General features: G+C 65.9%; 16 protein-coding genes. 10 read left to right on the forward strand and 6 right to left on the reverse strand.

Going from position 1 to position 14596, the window contains the following annotated elements; translation table 11 throughout:
* Together RMN84_RS09960 and dnaJ are read left to right on the forward strand one after the other, a co-directional pair.
* A partial coding sequence (locus tag RMN84_RS09960; RefSeq protein ID WP_309612019.1) for an Hsp70 family protein occupies window positions 1-787 on the forward strand: 787 nt, incomplete at its 5' end.
* Window positions 788-895: 108 nt separating this feature from the next.
* Window positions 896-2023 carry a molecular chaperone DnaJ gene (dnaJ, locus tag RMN84_RS09965; protein ID WP_309612020.1) on the forward strand — a complete coding sequence of 376 codons (1128 nt, stop codon included), beginning with the start codon at window positions 896-898 and terminating at the stop codon, window positions 2021-2023.
* Here the strand turns inward: dnaJ and RMN84_RS09970 are convergent.
* The 5 genes from RMN84_RS09970 to radC all read right to left on the reverse strand — a co-directional run bounded on the left by RMN84_RS09970 (window position 2020) and on the right by radC (window position 7655).
* A complete protein-coding gene (locus RMN84_RS09970; protein ID WP_309612021.1) occupies window positions 2020-4611 on the reverse strand; it encodes an HWE histidine kinase domain-containing protein in 2592 nt (863 codons plus the stop codon). The genes dnaJ and RMN84_RS09970 overlap by 4 nt on opposite strands.
* Window positions 4608-5141, reverse strand: a complete 534-nt coding sequence (locus tag RMN84_RS09975; protein WP_309612022.1) for a biliverdin-producing heme oxygenase — start codon at window positions 5139-5141, stop codon at window positions 4608-4610. The genes RMN84_RS09970 and RMN84_RS09975 overlap by 4 nt, the downstream gene beginning before the upstream one ends.
* Complete coding sequence (gene purB, locus RMN84_RS09980; protein ID WP_309612023.1) at window positions 5138-6469, reverse strand: adenylosuccinate lyase; 1332 nt, start codon at window positions 6467-6469, stop codon at window positions 5138-5140. The genes RMN84_RS09975 and purB overlap by 4 nt, the downstream gene beginning before the upstream one ends.
* Window positions 6470-6570: 101 nt before the next feature.
* Complete coding sequence (locus RMN84_RS09985) at window positions 6571-6927, reverse strand: hypothetical protein (RefSeq protein ID WP_405051476.1); 357 nt, start codon at window positions 6925-6927, stop codon at window positions 6571-6573.
* A gap of 47 nt (window positions 6928-6974) precedes the next feature.
* Window positions 6975-7655 carry a DNA repair protein RadC gene (gene radC / locus RMN84_RS09990; protein WP_309612025.1) on the reverse strand — a complete coding sequence of 227 codons (681 nt, stop codon included), beginning with the start codon at window positions 7653-7655 and terminating at the stop codon, window positions 6975-6977.
* A 91-nt stretch (window positions 7656-7746) separates the two neighbouring features.
* Between radC and RMN84_RS09995 the strand changes: the two genes are divergently transcribed.
* The 8 genes from RMN84_RS09995 (at window position 7747) to RMN84_RS10030 (ending at window position 14188) form a co-directional block, all read left to right on the forward strand.
* Entirely contained in the window at window positions 7747-10986 is a 3240-nt protein-coding gene (locus tag RMN84_RS09995) for a YdbH domain-containing protein (protein ID WP_309612026.1), read from the forward strand.
* Window positions 10987-10997: 11 nt separating this feature from the next.
* Window positions 10998-11231 carry a YnbE family lipoprotein gene (locus RMN84_RS10000; protein ID WP_309612027.1) on the forward strand — a complete coding sequence of 78 codons (234 nt, stop codon included), beginning with the start codon at window positions 10998-11000 and terminating at the stop codon, window positions 11229-11231.
* Window positions 11231-11608 carry a DUF1318 domain-containing protein gene (locus RMN84_RS10005; RefSeq protein WP_309612028.1) on the forward strand — a complete coding sequence of 126 codons (378 nt, stop codon included), beginning with the start codon at window positions 11231-11233 and terminating at the stop codon, window positions 11606-11608. Before RMN84_RS10000 ends, RMN84_RS10005 begins: the two co-directional genes overlap by 1 nt.
* A gap of 143 nt (window positions 11609-11751) precedes the next feature.
* On the forward strand, window positions 11752-12084 hold the full coding sequence (locus RMN84_RS10010) for an AtpZ/AtpI family protein (protein WP_309612029.1): 333 nt from the start codon (window positions 11752-11754) through the stop codon (window positions 12082-12084).
* A gap of 3 nt (window positions 12085-12087) precedes the next feature.
* Window positions 12088-12858, forward strand: a complete 771-nt coding sequence (locus tag RMN84_RS10015) for a F0F1 ATP synthase subunit A (protein ID WP_309612030.1) — start codon at window positions 12088-12090, stop codon at window positions 12856-12858.
* Window positions 12859-12888: 30 nt separating this feature from the next.
* Window positions 12889-13116, forward strand: a complete 228-nt coding sequence (locus tag RMN84_RS10020) for a F0F1 ATP synthase subunit C (RefSeq protein ID WP_309612031.1) — start codon at window positions 12889-12891, stop codon at window positions 13114-13116.
* Window positions 13117-13158: 42 nt separating this feature from the next.
* Window positions 13159-13653, forward strand: a complete 495-nt coding sequence (locus RMN84_RS10025; RefSeq protein WP_309612032.1) for an ATPase — start codon at window positions 13159-13161, stop codon at window positions 13651-13653.
* Complete coding sequence (locus RMN84_RS10030; protein WP_309612033.1) at window positions 13646-14188, forward strand: F0F1 ATP synthase subunit B; 543 nt, start codon at window positions 13646-13648, stop codon at window positions 14186-14188. The genes RMN84_RS10025 and RMN84_RS10030 overlap by 8 nt, the downstream gene beginning before the upstream one ends.
* 13 nt (window positions 14189-14201) lie before the next feature.
* Here RMN84_RS10030 and RMN84_RS10035 read toward each other — a convergent pair.
* A partial coding sequence (locus RMN84_RS10035; protein WP_309612034.1) for a MaoC/PaaZ C-terminal domain-containing protein occupies window positions 14202-14596 on the reverse strand: 395 nt, incomplete at its 5' end.

The raw sequence follows: 14596 nt of genomic DNA on the forward strand, positions 1-14596 counted from the left end.
CGTCAAGGATGTGCTGCTGCTCGACGTGACGCCGCTGTCGCTCGGCATCGAGACGCTGGGCGGGGTGTTCACGCGGATGATCGACCGCAACACGACCATCCCGACCAAGAAGACGCAGACCATCTCGACCGCCGACGATAACCAGAATGCGGTCACCATCCGCGTCTTCCAGGGCGAGCGCGAGATGGCGGTGGACAACAAGTCGCTCGGCCAGTTCGACCTGGTCGGCATCCCGCCAGCGCCGCGCGGCGTGCCGCAGATCGAAGTCACGTTCGACATCGACGCCCACGGCATCGTCAATGTCAATGCCAAGGACAAGGGTACCGGCAAGGAACAGCAGATCCGCATCCAGGCCTCGGGGGGCTTGAGCGACGCCGACGTCGAGAAGATGGTCGGTGAGGCCGAGCAATTCGCCGAAGAGGACAAGAAGCGGCGGGCCGGGGCCGAGGCGAAGAACCAGGCCGAAAGCCTGATCCATTCGACCGACGCGCAGTTGAAGGAGCATGGCGACAAGGTCTCGGCCGAAATCCGGACGGAAATCGAGACGGCGCTGGCCGAGGCCAGGACGGCGGTCGAGGGCGGCGAGCCCGAGGTCATGACCGCCAAAACTGAAGCGCTGGCGACGGCCGCGATGAAGCTGGGCCAGGCGATCTATGAGCAGAGCCAGGCGGCCGGTGGTGCCGACGCCGGTGCAGGTGCGGCGGATGCAACCGCCGAGGTCAAGCCGGCCGAGGACGACGTGGTCGATGCGGAGTTCTCCGAGGTCGACGAAGAGCACAAGGGTTAATGACGTTAGCCGTCGCCCCGGCGCAGGCTGGGGTCCCGGGAGGCTGGAGAACACTCCGGTCGACCGGGATCCCGGCTTTCGTCGGGGCGACGGCCTGTGGGGACCGTCATGGTTGATAGCGATTATTACGAACTTCTGGAGGTCGAGCGGACCGCCGACGACAAGACCATCAAGGCGTCGTACCGTCGGCTGGCGATGGCGTGCCACCCCGATCGCCACGGTGGCTGTGCAGATCAAGAAGAGAAGTTCAAGGCAATCAGCGAGGCCTATGATTGCCTCAAGGATCCGCAGAGGCGCGCCGCTTATGACCGCTTCGGCAAAGATGCGTTCCAGAATGGCGGTCCTGGCGCGGGGGGCTTCGGCGGCGGGGGCGGAGCCGGCTTCGAGGGTTTCTCCGACGTTTTCTCGTCGATCTTCGGCGAGTTCACCGATCCCCGCGCGCAGCGGGCCAACGCCGCGCGCGGGGCCGACCTGCGCTATGACCTCGAGCTGAGCCTCGAAGACGCGTATGCGGGCGTAGAGAAGACATTGACGATCGAGACATTGGTAAAGTGCGAGCCGTGTCACGGACGCGGGTCGAAGGGCCATGCCGCCGCGCGCACCTGCTCGACTTGCAACGGCGCCGGCAAGGTCCGCGCGCAGCAGGGCTTTTTCGTCGTCGAGCGCGGCTGTCCAACCTGCATGGGATCGGGCGAAGTGATTGCCGATCCGTGTCCAGCCTGTTCGGGCGAGGGTCGCGCGCTCAACCAGCGCAAGCTGTCGGTCAACATTCCCGCCGGGGTTGACGAAGGCACCCGCATCCGCGTGTCCGGTGAGGGCGAGGCCGGCATGCGTGGGGCGTCGAGCGGGGATTTGTACCTGTTCGTGCACATGAAGCGGCACGCCTATTTCACCCGCGAGGGGACCACTCTGGTCGCCGAATGCCCGGTGAGTTTCACCACGGCGGCGCTGGGCGGCACGATCGAGGTGCCGGGCGTCGATGGCGCGCGGATCGAGATCAAGATCCCGGTCGGCGTTCAGTCGGGGGAAACGCTGCGCCAGCGCGGTGCGGGGATGAGCGTGCTCAATGCGCGTGGGCGCGGCGATCTCGTGACGCGCATCCTGGTCGAGACGCCGACCAAGATGACCAAGGAGCAGCGCGCCATTCTCGAGCAGTTTCGCGCGACCGAGACGGGCGAGGAATGCCCGGCGAGCCGCAGCTTCTTCTCGCGCATCAAGGAATTCTTCGACGCCTAGTTGGCGCCTGCGAGCTGCGTCGATCCGCTGAGAGCTTCCGTCAGCCGCCTTGCCAGAGACGCCATCGTGTAGGGCTTTTGCAGCACGATGCGGGCACGGTGCTGTTCGGGCAGCAGCAGCTGTTCGCCATAGCCGGTCGCGAACATGAACGGTACCCCCACCGCATCCAGCCGATCGGCAATCGCGAAGCTGGTATGACTGCCCAGATTAATGTCGAGGATCGCGATGTCGGGGCGGTTTGAATCGATGATATGCAGGGCGTCGGCGACCGTCCCCTCGGTGACCACTTCACGCGCGCCAAGCCGCTTCAATAGATCCTCGGCGTCGAGCGCGATGATCAAACTGTCCTCGACCAGCAGCACCCGCATGCCGGTCAGGGCATTGTCGGGCACCGGAAAGAGATCGAACGTCTCGCATGTCTCGTAATTCGGCCGGCCCTTGACGTCGCATGGATCGGTCAGGTGGCGCTCAGGAATCGTGAACCAAGCGTTGAAGCCGTCCGGCGCATATTCCAGCCGCGCCAAGCCACCCAGGTCGTAAGGGACCGACTGCTTGATAATCGTCGTCCCGAACCCCTTGCGCGTCGGCAGTTCGACACGCGGTCCGCCGGTCTCGATCCAGTGAAGTTCGAGGTCGCGGTCGGCGTTCCGGTGCCAGCTGATCCTGACCCGCCCGCCGTCCGACAGGCTGCCATACTTCGCCGAGTTGGTGACAAGCTCGTGTATCACTAGCGCGATGCATGAATAAGCTTGCGGGTTGAGGAGGATTGGCTCGCCGTCGATTTCGACCTGACGACGCTTGTTGGCCAGGAACACCGCCGCTTCGGCATCGATCAGCGTCTGCAGCGGCGCGGGACCCCAGCGATCGTCGGTAATCTGATTGTGCGCGCGGGCGAGGGCATGGATCCGTCCGTCGATCATGGCGACGAATTCGGCAAGGCTGGTGCCCTCGGGCGGCTTGGACTGGCGAATGAGTCCGCGGATGAGGCTGAGAATATTGCGCACGCGATGATTGAGTTCGGCAATCAGCAACTCCTGCCGCTCACTCGACAAGCGCCGTTCCTCGCTCGCCTCATCCGACAGGCGAAGCACGATTTCAATAAGCGTCGCGCGCAGCGTCTCGGCGACGCGCAGGTCTGATGAGTTGAATGGTTCGGACTGACCCTCGACCAATTGCTTCCATTCGGCAAAGCTTTCGCGCGGCGTCAGGCGCGGACCGTTGGGACCGTCTTCGACCGGCTTTCGCGGATCGCCACCCCAGCGCACGGCGCGGATCATCTCCGACCGGAACAGGATGACATAATCGCGTGGACTGCGCGAGATCGGGATCGCCAGCATCCCCGCGGCCGCGCCGGCATGTTCGATCGCTTCCGGCACCAATCGCGAAATGCGGTCGGTAGCGAAGGCTCGCCCGGCCGCCGTACCATTCAGCGCGCGCACGATCCTTGTAAAATTGGCGGTGTCGGGGGTCTTTCCCGCAAATGCGTAATTGCCGTTGATCCACACGCCGACGCCATCCGCCGGAATGGCGCGGGTCAGGATGTCCAACAGCCAGTCCGGGTCCTTGAGCAACGACTCGTCCGACGCCACGGCGCCGAGCAGCTGGTCGCAGACGTCACGCGCACGGCGCTCATACTCGACCGTCTCCTTGCGCTCGCGCACCTCGATCCGCATGGCGAACATCTGGGCAAACAGCTCCGCGACCGAGCGCCGCTCGAAGCTGGGACAGCGCGGCGAATAATGGTGGCAGGCGATCAGCCCCCACAGCTCGCCCTCGACGACGATCGAGATCGACATGGACGCGCGCACCCCCATGTTGCGCAGATATTCGATGTGCATCGGCGAGACCGAGCGCAGCACCGACAACGACAGGTCGAGCGGCTGGCCATGCTCGTCGAGCGTCGGGAGGATTGGGACCGGGGTCGCGTCGATGTCGGTGATGACGCGCAGCAGGCTGCGCTTGTAGAGTTCGCGCGCCTGCTTGGGAATGTCGGTCGCGGGGTAGTGGAGGCCGAGGAAGCTGCCGATGCCGCTCTTAGCGCTTTCCGAGACGACCTCGCCCGATCCGTCAGGCGAGAAGCGATAGATCATGACGCGGTCGAAGCCGGTCAGGGCGCGGACCTGACGTGCTCCTTCGTTGAAGAATCCAGGCATGTCGCGCGCCTGGTCGAGTCGACCGATCATCCCGCGGACGGTGCCAGTGGCGTCGCCGTAGTGATGCTCGGTCGAGGGCTCGCCCTCGATGATCACGCGGCCCTCGCTCATGTGCAGCGCGACGTCGAACATGCGATCGTCGCCGAGTAGCGCGCAGCGGAACATCCGCTCGAGCCCGTCGGGCCCGCGCAGTAGTGCCATGCGGTTGCGCAGCGCATGCACCGCGTCGGGGCACAGTAAGGAATTGACATGGTGACCGATGATCTCGTCGGTCGGCTTCGCGACGAATTGATTGATGTTGGCCGACAAGCGGCTGATCATCCAGTCGCTCGACAAGGCGATGAGGAAACCGATTGGCTGGATCGCGCCGAGCTGGTGGATCGGTTCGCGGTCGCAATTGGTCAAGTCGACGGGCTCGGACCAGGTATCACTCACCGCTTCACCACCAGTTTCGCGGCCTGCTCGAAGCAGGCAAAGGTCGCCGACGCTGCCTCGATCGCGGCATCAAGTCGTTGCGGTGAATAGAGCAATTGGTCGAGGCTCGCAATGAATCGGGTCCAGTGACCGGGTTCGGCTCGCGCCGACAGGAACGCGATCGGCAGGCCGGGAAGAACGCGCCGGAGGAGCACCGCGGCACCCATCCGCGACCCTTCCAGTACGTACAGGCCGCCGACAACGGCCGCCTCGCCACGATATTCAGGCGGAGCGATCAGGTCGGGCGGAGCGCAGTCAAGCGTCGCAAGGTCGGCAGCCAGCAGCGGCGCGCGGCGGTGGTCGTGCCAATTTTCGATCAACCGCGCCGCGCCGCAGGCGGTGAGCGCCTCCTCGACCGGCAAATAGGCCGACGCCTGGGCGGCGAGGAAAGCGACATAGATGATCGGGTTGGCCAGGTCGTGATCGAAGGCGGCGTCGACCCGGTCGTGCGCGGCCTGGGTTGCGGCCTTCAATTCCTCGCGAGCGGTCAAGCGGGGCTCGCGCCTCCGAATACGCGGTCGAAGATGACGTCGATGCGCTTGAGGTGATAGCCGAGGTCGAACAGGCTCTCGAGCTCGTCGTTGGATAGCTTGTCCGCGACCTCCGGGTCGGCCTTGAGCAGCTGTAGCAGCGACAGTTGACCGTCCGACTGCCACACTTTCATCGCGTTGCGCTGGACCAGCGCATAGCTGTCTTCGCGGCTGACGCCGGCCTGGGTGAGGGCAAGGAGCACGCGCTGAGAATGGATGAGCCCGCCCATTCGATCCATATTCTTCTGCATCCGCTCGGGATACACCAGCAATTTGTCGATCACCCCGGTCAGCCGGGCGAGGGCGAAGTCGAGCGTGATGGTCGCATCGGGGCCGATGAACCGTTCGACCGAGGAGTGCGAGATATCGCGCTCATGCCACAACGCGACATTCTCCATCGCCGGGACGACCGCCGAGCGGACGACGCGGGCGAGGCCGGTGAGATTCTCGGTCAATACCGGGTTGCGCTTGTGCGGCATCGCCGAGCTGCCCTTCTGCCCGGGCGCGAAATATTCCTCGGCCTCCAGCACTTCGGTCCGCTGGAGGTGGCGAATCTCGACCGCGACCCGTTCGACCGACGAGGCGATCACGCCGAGCGTGGCGAAGAACATCGCGTGGCGGTCGCGCGGGATGACCTGCGTGCTGGTCGGCTCGATCGCGAGACCGAGTTCTCTGGCGACATGCGCTTCGACCGCCGGATCGACGTTGGCATAGGTGCCGACCGCACCGGAGATGGCGCAAGTGGCGATGTCCTTGCGCGCCGCGACCAGCCGCTCGCGATTGCGGGCGAATTCGGCATGGGCCTGGGCGAGCTTCAGACCGAAGGTAACCGGCTCGGCATGAATGCCGTGGCTGCGGCCGATGGTCGGGGTCAGCTTATGCTCATAGGCGCGGCGCCTGAGCACAGTCAGCAGCGCGTCGAGATCGGCGAGGAGGATGTCGGCGGCCTGGGTAAGCTGGACGGACAGGCTGGTGTCGAGCACGTCGGAGCTGGTCATCCCCTGATGCAGCCAGCGCGATTCCGGGCCCATCTTCTGCCCGGCCCAGGTCAGGAAGGCGATCACGTCATGCTTGGTCACCGCCTCGATCTCGTCGATCGCGGACACGTCGATTTCGCCCAACACATTAGCGTCGTAGGCGGCGCGGATGGTGCGCGCATCCTCGGCCGGGATTGCCCCCAGCGCGCCCATCGCCTCGGCCGCAAACACCTCGATCACGAACCAGATGCGATAGCGGTTTTCGGACGACCAGATGGCGGTCATGGCGGGACGGGAATAGCGGGTGATCATGGGCGGGCCGGTAGCAGGGGCGCACGAGGGGGGCAACTTCACGACGTCAACCAACGGTCGGCTCGGGACCCCCGTTTGCGCGGTGCGCTCGCTGCTTTCGGTCAGGTCAGTCCGTGCTCGAGGGGAATCGGCGAAATCGGTGCGTTGGGTCGCCGAATCAGCGTCTCGGGCGATGCGCCGGCGCGATAGGCCTTCAACAGCTCTTCGCGATCGAAGCTGATGCCGATCGGATTGGCGGCGAAGGCATCGCCGGCCATGAACGCATTAGCCTCCTCGACCGTGCCGCAGTCAACCTGAAGTTCGAGGCGATTGCCGTCCGGGTCCTTGTAATAGAGCGACAGCGTCGTTCCGTGGTGAACCGGCCAATAAGGTAGCACGCCGACGCCCTTGAGACGGTCGTACGTGTCCAGCAAATCGCCGATCGATCCGTAGGTGTAGCCGAGGTGGTTGACGCCGATCTCGCCGCGGTTGTCCCGGCCCCGCGATCATGGCTTGGACAGCGCGGCTAGATCAACCCCAGCGCTCGCATGCTCGATCGCCCCTGCGCGCCGACGATGACATGGTCGTGGACGGTGATCTTCATGTGGCGGCCGGCTTCGATCAATTCCTTCGTCAGGACGATGTCCTGACGGCTGGGGGCGGGGTCGCCGCTCGGGTGGTTGTGGACGATGATCAGCGCGGTGGCACCGAGCGCGATTGCGCGGGCGATGACCTCGCGGACGTGGACCGAGGCTTCGTCGACGCTGCCGGTCCATAGCGATTCATTGGCGATCAGCATATTCTTGGCGTTGAGGAACAGGACGCGGACCTCCTCGATCGCGGCATGGCCCATCGCCGCCTGGAGATAGTCGCCGAGCGCGTCCCAGCTCGACAGCATCGGCCGGCCCTCGATCCGTGTCTCGAGCAGGCGCAGCGCGGTCGCCTCTGCAATTTTCAGCGCGCCGATCATGCCGTCGCTCAGCCCTTCACGTCGAAGCACCTCGGCGTCCGTGGAGAGTAGGGGGCCGACCCCGCCGAACTGGGCGATGAGTTTTTTCGCCATTGGTTTGGTGTCGCGCCGGGGGACGGCGAGGGCGAGGAGATATTCGACCAGCTCATGATCGAGCAACGCCTTGCCACCGCCGTCGAACAAGCGCTCGCGGAGCCGTGCGCGGTGGCCGCTGTTGCCGGGATCGCTGTCAGCCATGCCATGCCGCCCCCGGCATCGTCACGCCGCTTGCCAGCCCCGGTTCATGTCGTCCACGGAACGGGGAGCGGCCGGCTGGGTTAAGGAATGGATGGCGGTGAAGGCAGGCGAAGGCGAGCATGGCGAACGCATGACGCACGACACGATTGTCGTGCGGCGGCACCGCCTTGGCCGCACGATCGCGCTGTTCATCGTCGGGATCATCGGCCTGATGCTGCTCGGCCTGTTCCTGCTGTGGCTCGGGCGCAAGCCGATCGCCAACAACATCATCGGCAAGGAGTTGGAGAAACGGGGGGTCCACGCAACCTACCACCTTGACCGCATCGGTTTGAGAACGCAGCGCATCAGCAATCTCGTCATCGGCGATCCGGCGCATCCCGACCTAGTGGCGAAACAGGCCCAAGTCGAGATGCGGATCCTGCTCAATGGGTCGGTCGAAGTGTATCGGGTGGTCGCGAGCGGGGTGCGGCTGCGCGCGCGCTATGCTGACAACCGGGTCAGCTTCGGCGAGGTCGACAGACTGCTGCCCGCGCCGAGCAGCAGCAAGACGCCGTTCAAGTTCCCCGACATCGCGGTCGATGTCAGCGATTCGACCATCGCGCTCCAGACACCGTTCGGGCCGATCGGGTTCGTGGTGGCGGGCAAGGGTAATCTGACCGGCGGGTTCAAGGGGCGGCTGGCGGTCTCCAGTCCGGGGCTGGCGTTCGGCAAGTGCTCGCTGGACGTAGTGCGCGCATCGATGGCGGTCGAGATCGTCGCGCGCAGACCGCACGTCACCGGGCCGTTCACCGCGCGCAAGTTCGCCTGCCCGCAGAGCAACCTCGCCATCGCCAGCCCGCGATTGGACCTCGACAGCGATTTCTCTGAATCGTTCGGCAGCTTCGACGGCACGGGGCGGCTGACGACACCGGCGCTGGTCGCTGGGGCCAATGGACTGGCCAATCTGGTCGCCAATGTCGGGTTCAAGGGCACGCCCGCGAATGCGGGTGGGACGATCGCGCTGGCGGCGCAGAAGGCGCGGCTGGGGCAGATTTTGGCCGACACGACCCGGCTCAAGGGGTCCTATCGGCTGGCGGCGGCAAAGGGCGAGTTGGCACTGGTCGCCGACTATGATGCGCGACGGGCGGCGTTGCCGTCGTCGATGCTGGCGTCGCTGACCGGGCCCCTTGCCGCTGCCGCGAAGACGCCGATTGGACCGCTTGCTACCGCGATCGGCCAGTCGGTGACGCGCACGGCAGGCGGGTTCGACGCGGTTGGGCGGTTGCGGCTGGTCAATTTCACCGGCGGCGGAGCGGTGCGCATCGAGACGGCGAATGTGGCCGGGCCGGCTGGCGAGCGGGCGCAGATCGCCGGGCGCGACGGCGTGACCTATTATTGGCCGAGCGGGCGCATCCGGATCGACAGCCAAGTCGCGACCGAGGGCGGCGGCTTGCCGACGGCGCGGCTTGATCTGCGCCAGCCACGCGGCTTCGGCGCGGCCTCGGGCGAATTTCACATGGCACCCTATGCGACCGGCGGTGCGCGGCTGGCGCTCGACCCGGTGCGCTTCGCCGCCGCGCGTGACGGTTCGACGCGGGTCACGACGACAGCGCTGCTCGACGGGCCGCTCAGCGGCGGGCGAATAACCGGGTTGCGCGTGCCGGTCGAAGGCACGATCGGCGGGTCGGGCGGCTTCTCGTTCGGCCACGGCTGCCTCGACACCGGCTTCCGGTCGCTGACACTCGGTGCGATGAAGCTCGGCGCGGCGAAACTGCCGCTATGTGCCCTGAACGGCGCGATCGTTGCGCAGCAGCCGGGCGGCCCGCTGCAGCTTGGCGCGCAAACCAGCGGGCTGCGGCTGGGCGGGACGATGGGCTCGTCGCCGGTGCGGATCGTCGCGGCGCGGGCGCGGCTGCTCGGGACCGATCGGTTCGACGCTGTCGGACTCGGCATGACCCTCGGCAACCCCGCCGCGCCAGTAGTGCTGGCGGCGAAGCAGCTCGACGGGCGCATCGGGGCGAAAGGCCTGTCGGGCACATTCGCCGGCGGCGATGGCGTGATCGGCGACATTCCGCTGGCGATGAGCGACGTTCGCGGAAAATGGACTTATGCCAAGGCGTTGACCGTCGACGGCGCGCTGACCGTTAGCGACCGCGCGGAAAAGGCCAAGTTCAACCCGCTCGTGTCGAACGACGTCCACTTCGTGCTCAACGGCGACACGATCACGACCACCGGTGGGCTGCACCATCCGGGCAGCGGTGCGCTGGTGACAAACATCGACATCGTTCACCATCTGGCGAGTGGGCAGGGTCATGCCAACCTCGACGTGCCGGGCATCCGCTTCGCCAGCAGCGGGCTGCAGCCGGACAATCTGACCCCGCTGACCGAGGGCGTGATCGCGCTCGTCGACGGGACGGTGCGCGGGCAGGGGCGGATCGACTGGGCCGGGCACCGGGTGACGTCGACCGGCGACTTTTCGACCGACGGAATCGACCTGGCGGCCGCGTTTGGCCCGGTGACGGGGATGAGCGGAACGATCCACTTCACCGACCTGCTGGCGCTGGAAAGCGCGCCGGGGCAGACGCTGCAGCTGGCTGGGGTCAATCCGGGTATCCCGGTCGAGAACGGGGTGCTCCACTTTCAGCTGCTGCGCGACCAGCTGGTCAAGGTCGAGCGTGGCGAGTGGCCGTTCATGGGCGGTACGCTGGTCCTGCGCGAGACCATCCTCAATTTGGCCAAGCCGACCGCAAAACGGCTCACGTTCGCAGTCGACGGGCTAAACGCGGCGATGCTGGTCGAGAGCTTCGGCTTCAAGGAAATCGCCGCCAACGGTACGTTCGACGGCGTGCTGCCGATGATCTTCGACGAGGATGGCGGGCGGATCGTCGGCGGGCGGCTCGACAGCCGCGCGCCGGGCGGGTCGCTGAGCTATGTCGGGGTGGTGAGCAAAGCCAATCTCGGCATGTTCGGCGGGATTGCCTTCAATGCCCTGCGCGACCTCAAGTTCAAGCAGATGATCGTCCGGCTGGACGGCGATCTGGCAGGGGAGTTCGCGACCCGGCTGACCGTCGACGACGTCGCCTTGGGCAACAACAAGACCCAGCGGTTCGTGCGCGGCCTGCTAAAGAAGCTGCCGTTCCGCTTCTCGGTCTCGATCAAGGGGCCGTTCCGCGCGCTGATCGGCACCGCCAAGAGCGTCAAGGATCCGCGCGCGACCATCCACGACGCGCTGCCCGAACCGATCGCCAACCTGCCCGACGATTCGGTCACGATCACCACCGACACCGGCCAGTCGCAGACGCAGACCCCGGTCAAGGACATCGTCACCACCACCAGTAAACCCGACCAATGAGGAGCCGAACGATGAGATTTTCCCGCGCGCCCACGGCGCTCGCGCTGGCGTTTCTGCTGCCCGGCCTGAGCGGCTGCATCTCCGTCAAGACGCCCGACAAGCCGATCGACATCAATTTGAACGTGGTCATCAAGCAGGAAGTCGTCGTGCGCCTGCAGCGTGACGTCGACCAGCTGATCAAGTCGAACCCCGAGGTGTTTCCCCAAGCCGCGCCGTCGACGCTGGGCAAGAAGCCGGCGCAGTGATGCGCGCGTTGATCCTCGCGGTGGTGGCGTTGCTGGTGGTGCCGTCAGCGGCGCAGGCGCAGGCGTCGGCGTCGGCGTCGGTGGCCGATGCGCGTGCCCACGGTCTCGTCGGCGAACGCTTCGACGGCTATCTCGGGGTGGTCGCCGAGGCCGACGAAGCGCTGCGCCACCGGGTCCAGGCAGTTAATATCCGCCGCCGGGCGCTTTATTCCGACCTTGCCGAGCGGCGCGGCGCGTCACTCGAGCAAGTCGCGATGACCGCCGCGTGCCAGCTGCTTCCGACGGTGCACATCGGCGAACGCTATCTAGCGAGCGACAAGGTCTGGCGGACGCGGGTTGCCGGACAGGAACTGCTGGTCCCCGACTATTGCCGTTGACGGCCGACCCACCGCGCGGTTGACACTGCAGGCGGCCCTTCATAAAGGAACCGCGCCTTGGCGGGTTTGACGCCGCCATGTTCCTTGCCTTTTGCAGCTGCGCTCCGCCCGAGTGTCGCCGCGCATATCGGGAGTTTGGGGTCATGGCGGTAGACGAGCCCGGCGAGGAGCCTGTCACTTCCCAGGATGCGCGGCTGACATCGCTCGACGAGCGGTTGCGTCGCGCCGAGCGGGTCGAGGACGAGCGGCGACCACCGGTCGATGCGCTGGCGGGGGTTCGCTCGGCCGGTGCGCGGGCCATGCAAAGCCTGGTCGGCATGCCGCTCGGCGGCGCGCTGATCGGCTGGCTGATTGATCGTTGGGTGGGGACGGCACCGTGGGTCATGCTCGGCCTGATGTTCGCCGGGTTCGCCGGCGCGGTGCTCGACATGATGCGAATTTCAAAACAGCGTTCGGACACGGACGCAGGGAAGTAGACAGTGGCGGCCGAAGCAAAAATCGACCCGATGAGCCAGTTCCAGATTCACCCGATTGCGGGCGATCTGGGCAGCCCATTCCTGTTCACCAACAGCACGCTGTGGATGCTGATCCTGGTCGTGCTGATCACCGGTTTCATGGTCATGGGGATGAAACGGCAGCTGGTGCCCGGCCGCTGGCAGGTCGCCGCCGAGGGGATCGTTGGCTTCGTCGATTCGATGGTCTCGACCAGCATCGGGCCGGACGGCCGCCGCTATCTGCCGTGGGTGTTCACCGCCTTCATCTTCATGCTGTTCGCCAACATCCTCGGTGCGATGCCGTTCGCGGTGGTACCGGGCGGCCATCCGTTCACCGTCACCAGCCAGTTCACTGTCACCGGGGCGATGTCGATCATCAGCTTCGCGATCGTGCTGGGCGTCGGCTTCTGGAAGCATGGCCTGCATTTCCTGTCGCTGTTCTGGCCCAAGGGGATGCCGTTCGCGCTCAAGCTGCTGATCGCGCCGATCGAGCTGCTGAGCTTCGCGGTGCGACCGTTCAGCCTTGGCTTGCGGCCATTCATCGCGATGTTCGCGGGCCATGTGCTGCTCGACGTGTTCGGCAATTTCATCGTCCAGGGGCTGAACGCCGGCGGCAGCGGCTATGTCGTGTCCGCGCTGTGCTTCCTGTTCGTCGCCTTCATCAATGCGCTCGAACTGCTGGTCGGCGCGATCCAGGCCTATGTCTTCGCCCTGCTCACGTCGCTGTACATCAGCGACGCGGTCAACCTCCACTAATCGTTCAATTTCTTCCCAAGGAGTAATATCATGGATCTCGCAGCAGCTCAGGTTATCGGCGCCGGTCTCGCCGCCATTGGTGTCGGCGCGGCCGCTGCCGGCGTTGGCATCGTGTTCGGTTCGTTCCTGCAGGGTGCACTGCGCAACCCGGCGGCGGCCGACGGCCAGTTTCCGCGCCTGATCTTCGGTTTCGCCGCGGCGGAACTGCTCGGCCTGATGGCGTTCGCCGTCGCCATGATCATCCTCTACGCCCGCTAAAAGGATCGGCGGCAGGGTTCGTCCCCGCCGCCGGATTTGCCAATGCCTCAGCTTTCCCAGCTTGCCGACGTCGTCCTGTCACAGCTGTTCTGGCTGCTGCTGGTGCTCGGCTTCATCTACTTCGTCATCGGGCGGGGGATGGTGCCGAAGATCCAGTCAACAGTCGACGCGCGTGACAAGCGGATCGCCGACGATCTCGCCGCCGCCGAGGCTGCTAAGGCCGACGCCGACCGGACCGAGGCGGCTTATCGCGCCAGGATCGACGAGAGCCGGGCCGAGGCGATGAAGCGCACTGCCGCCGCCAAGCAGCAGGGCGTGGCGAGCATGGAGCAGCAGCTCAAGGCCGCCGACAGCGCGGTCGAGGCGAAGCTGACGAAGGCCGCCGCCGATATCCGCCAGGCGCGCGATTCGGCGATGGCCGGGATCGAAGGAGCTGCGGCCGAGTTGGCGCAGGAGATCGCCAGCAAGGTTGCGGGGCTGACGGTCAGCAGCGCCCAGGCAGGCGCAGCGGTCAAGGCGGCGATGGACCATGGTTGATATGCTGATTCTAAGTGTCGCGGCGATGGCCGCCGAGGAAGCCGAGCCGACCGCGTTGGGCTTTAACCCCGGTGCGTGGGTGGCGATCGCGATGCTGGTGATCTTCGCCATCGCGATCTGGAAAAGGGTGCCGAGCGCGATCGGCAAGGCGCTCGACGCCAACATCGCCAAGATCCGCGATCAGCTGGCCGAGGCCGAAGCACTGCGCAGGGACGCGGAGGCGCTGAAGGCGGAGTATGAGGCCAAGGCCGAGGCCGCCGGCGCGGATGCCGAGGCAATCGTCGAGCGGGCCAAGGATGAGGCCGAATCGATCCTCGCTACTGCGAAGTCTGACGCCGAGGCGCTGGTCGCGCGGCGCGGCAAGATGGCCGAAGACCGCATCGCCGCCGAGGAACGTACGGCCATCGCCGAGCTGCGTTCGACGACGGCGCGAGCAGCGACGACCGCGGCGGCCAGCCTGATCGCCGAGCGGCATGATGCCGGGTCTGACAAGGCGCTGGTCGATCAGGCGATTGCCGGGCTGGGCAAGCGCTAGGGCGGCAGCCGCCCTACGCCACATTCTCCGTCAGCAGGTCGTAGCTCGCAACCAGATCGTCCTTCTGGTTGAAGATTTCGACTGCCCAGCGGACCACGCCGCTGTCCTCGTTCTTCAGCGATTTCGACCGCACCGTCAGCTCGACCCGCATCGAATCAGCCGGATAGAGCGGCGTCAGGAAGCGCAAATTTTCCAGGCCCGTATTCGCCAGCACCGGACCCGGCGCGGGATCCACAAACAGGCCGGCGGCGAAGCTCAGGATGAGGTAGCCGTGCGCCACCCGCCCCTTGAAGATCGTTGACGCTTTTGCCGCTTCCTCGTCCATATGGGCGTAGAAAGTGTCGCCGGTGAAATGGGCAAAGGTCTCGATATCGGCGATGGTGACGGTGCGGCTCACGGTCCTTAGCG

Source organism: Sphingomonas sp. (assembly GCF_031380695.1).
GTDB lineage: Bacteria > Pseudomonadota > Alphaproteobacteria > Sphingomonadales > Sphingomonadaceae > Sphingomicrobium.

What these genes read in the sequence shown, in the direction of transcription:
- dnaJ (WP_309612020.1), top strand. Translation starts at nt 896, where the DNA reads ATGGTTGATAGCGATTATTACGAACTTCTGGAGGTCGAGCGGACCGCC.
- purB (WP_309612023.1), bottom strand. Translation starts at nt 6,469, where the DNA reads ATGATCACCCGCTATTCCCGTCCCGCCATGACCGCCATCTGGTCGTCC.
- radC (WP_309612025.1), bottom strand. Translation starts at nt 7,655, where the DNA reads ATGGCTGACAGCGATCCCGGCAACAGCGGCCACCGCGCACGGCTCCGC.
- RMN84_RS09995 (WP_309612026.1), top strand. Translation starts at nt 7,747, where the DNA reads ATGGCGGTGAAGGCAGGCGAAGGCGAGCATGGCGAACGCATGACGCAC.
- RMN84_RS10000 (WP_309612027.1), top strand. Translation starts at nt 10,998, where the DNA reads ATGAGATTTTCCCGCGCGCCCACGGCGCTCGCGCTGGCGTTTCTGCTG.
- RMN84_RS10005 (WP_309612028.1), top strand. Translation starts at nt 11,231, where the DNA reads ATGCGCGCGTTGATCCTCGCGGTGGTGGCGTTGCTGGTGGTGCCGTCA.
- RMN84_RS10010 (WP_309612029.1), top strand. Translation starts at nt 11,752, where the DNA reads ATGGCGGTAGACGAGCCCGGCGAGGAGCCTGTCACTTCCCAGGATGCG.
- RMN84_RS10020 (WP_309612031.1), top strand. Translation starts at nt 12,889, where the DNA reads ATGGATCTCGCAGCAGCTCAGGTTATCGGCGCCGGTCTCGCCGCCATT.
- RMN84_RS10025 (WP_309612032.1), top strand. Translation starts at nt 13,159, where the DNA reads ATGCCTCAGCTTTCCCAGCTTGCCGACGTCGTCCTGTCACAGCTGTTC.
- RMN84_RS10030 (WP_309612033.1), top strand. Translation starts at nt 13,646, where the DNA reads ATGGTTGATATGCTGATTCTAAGTGTCGCGGCGATGGCCGCCGAGGAA.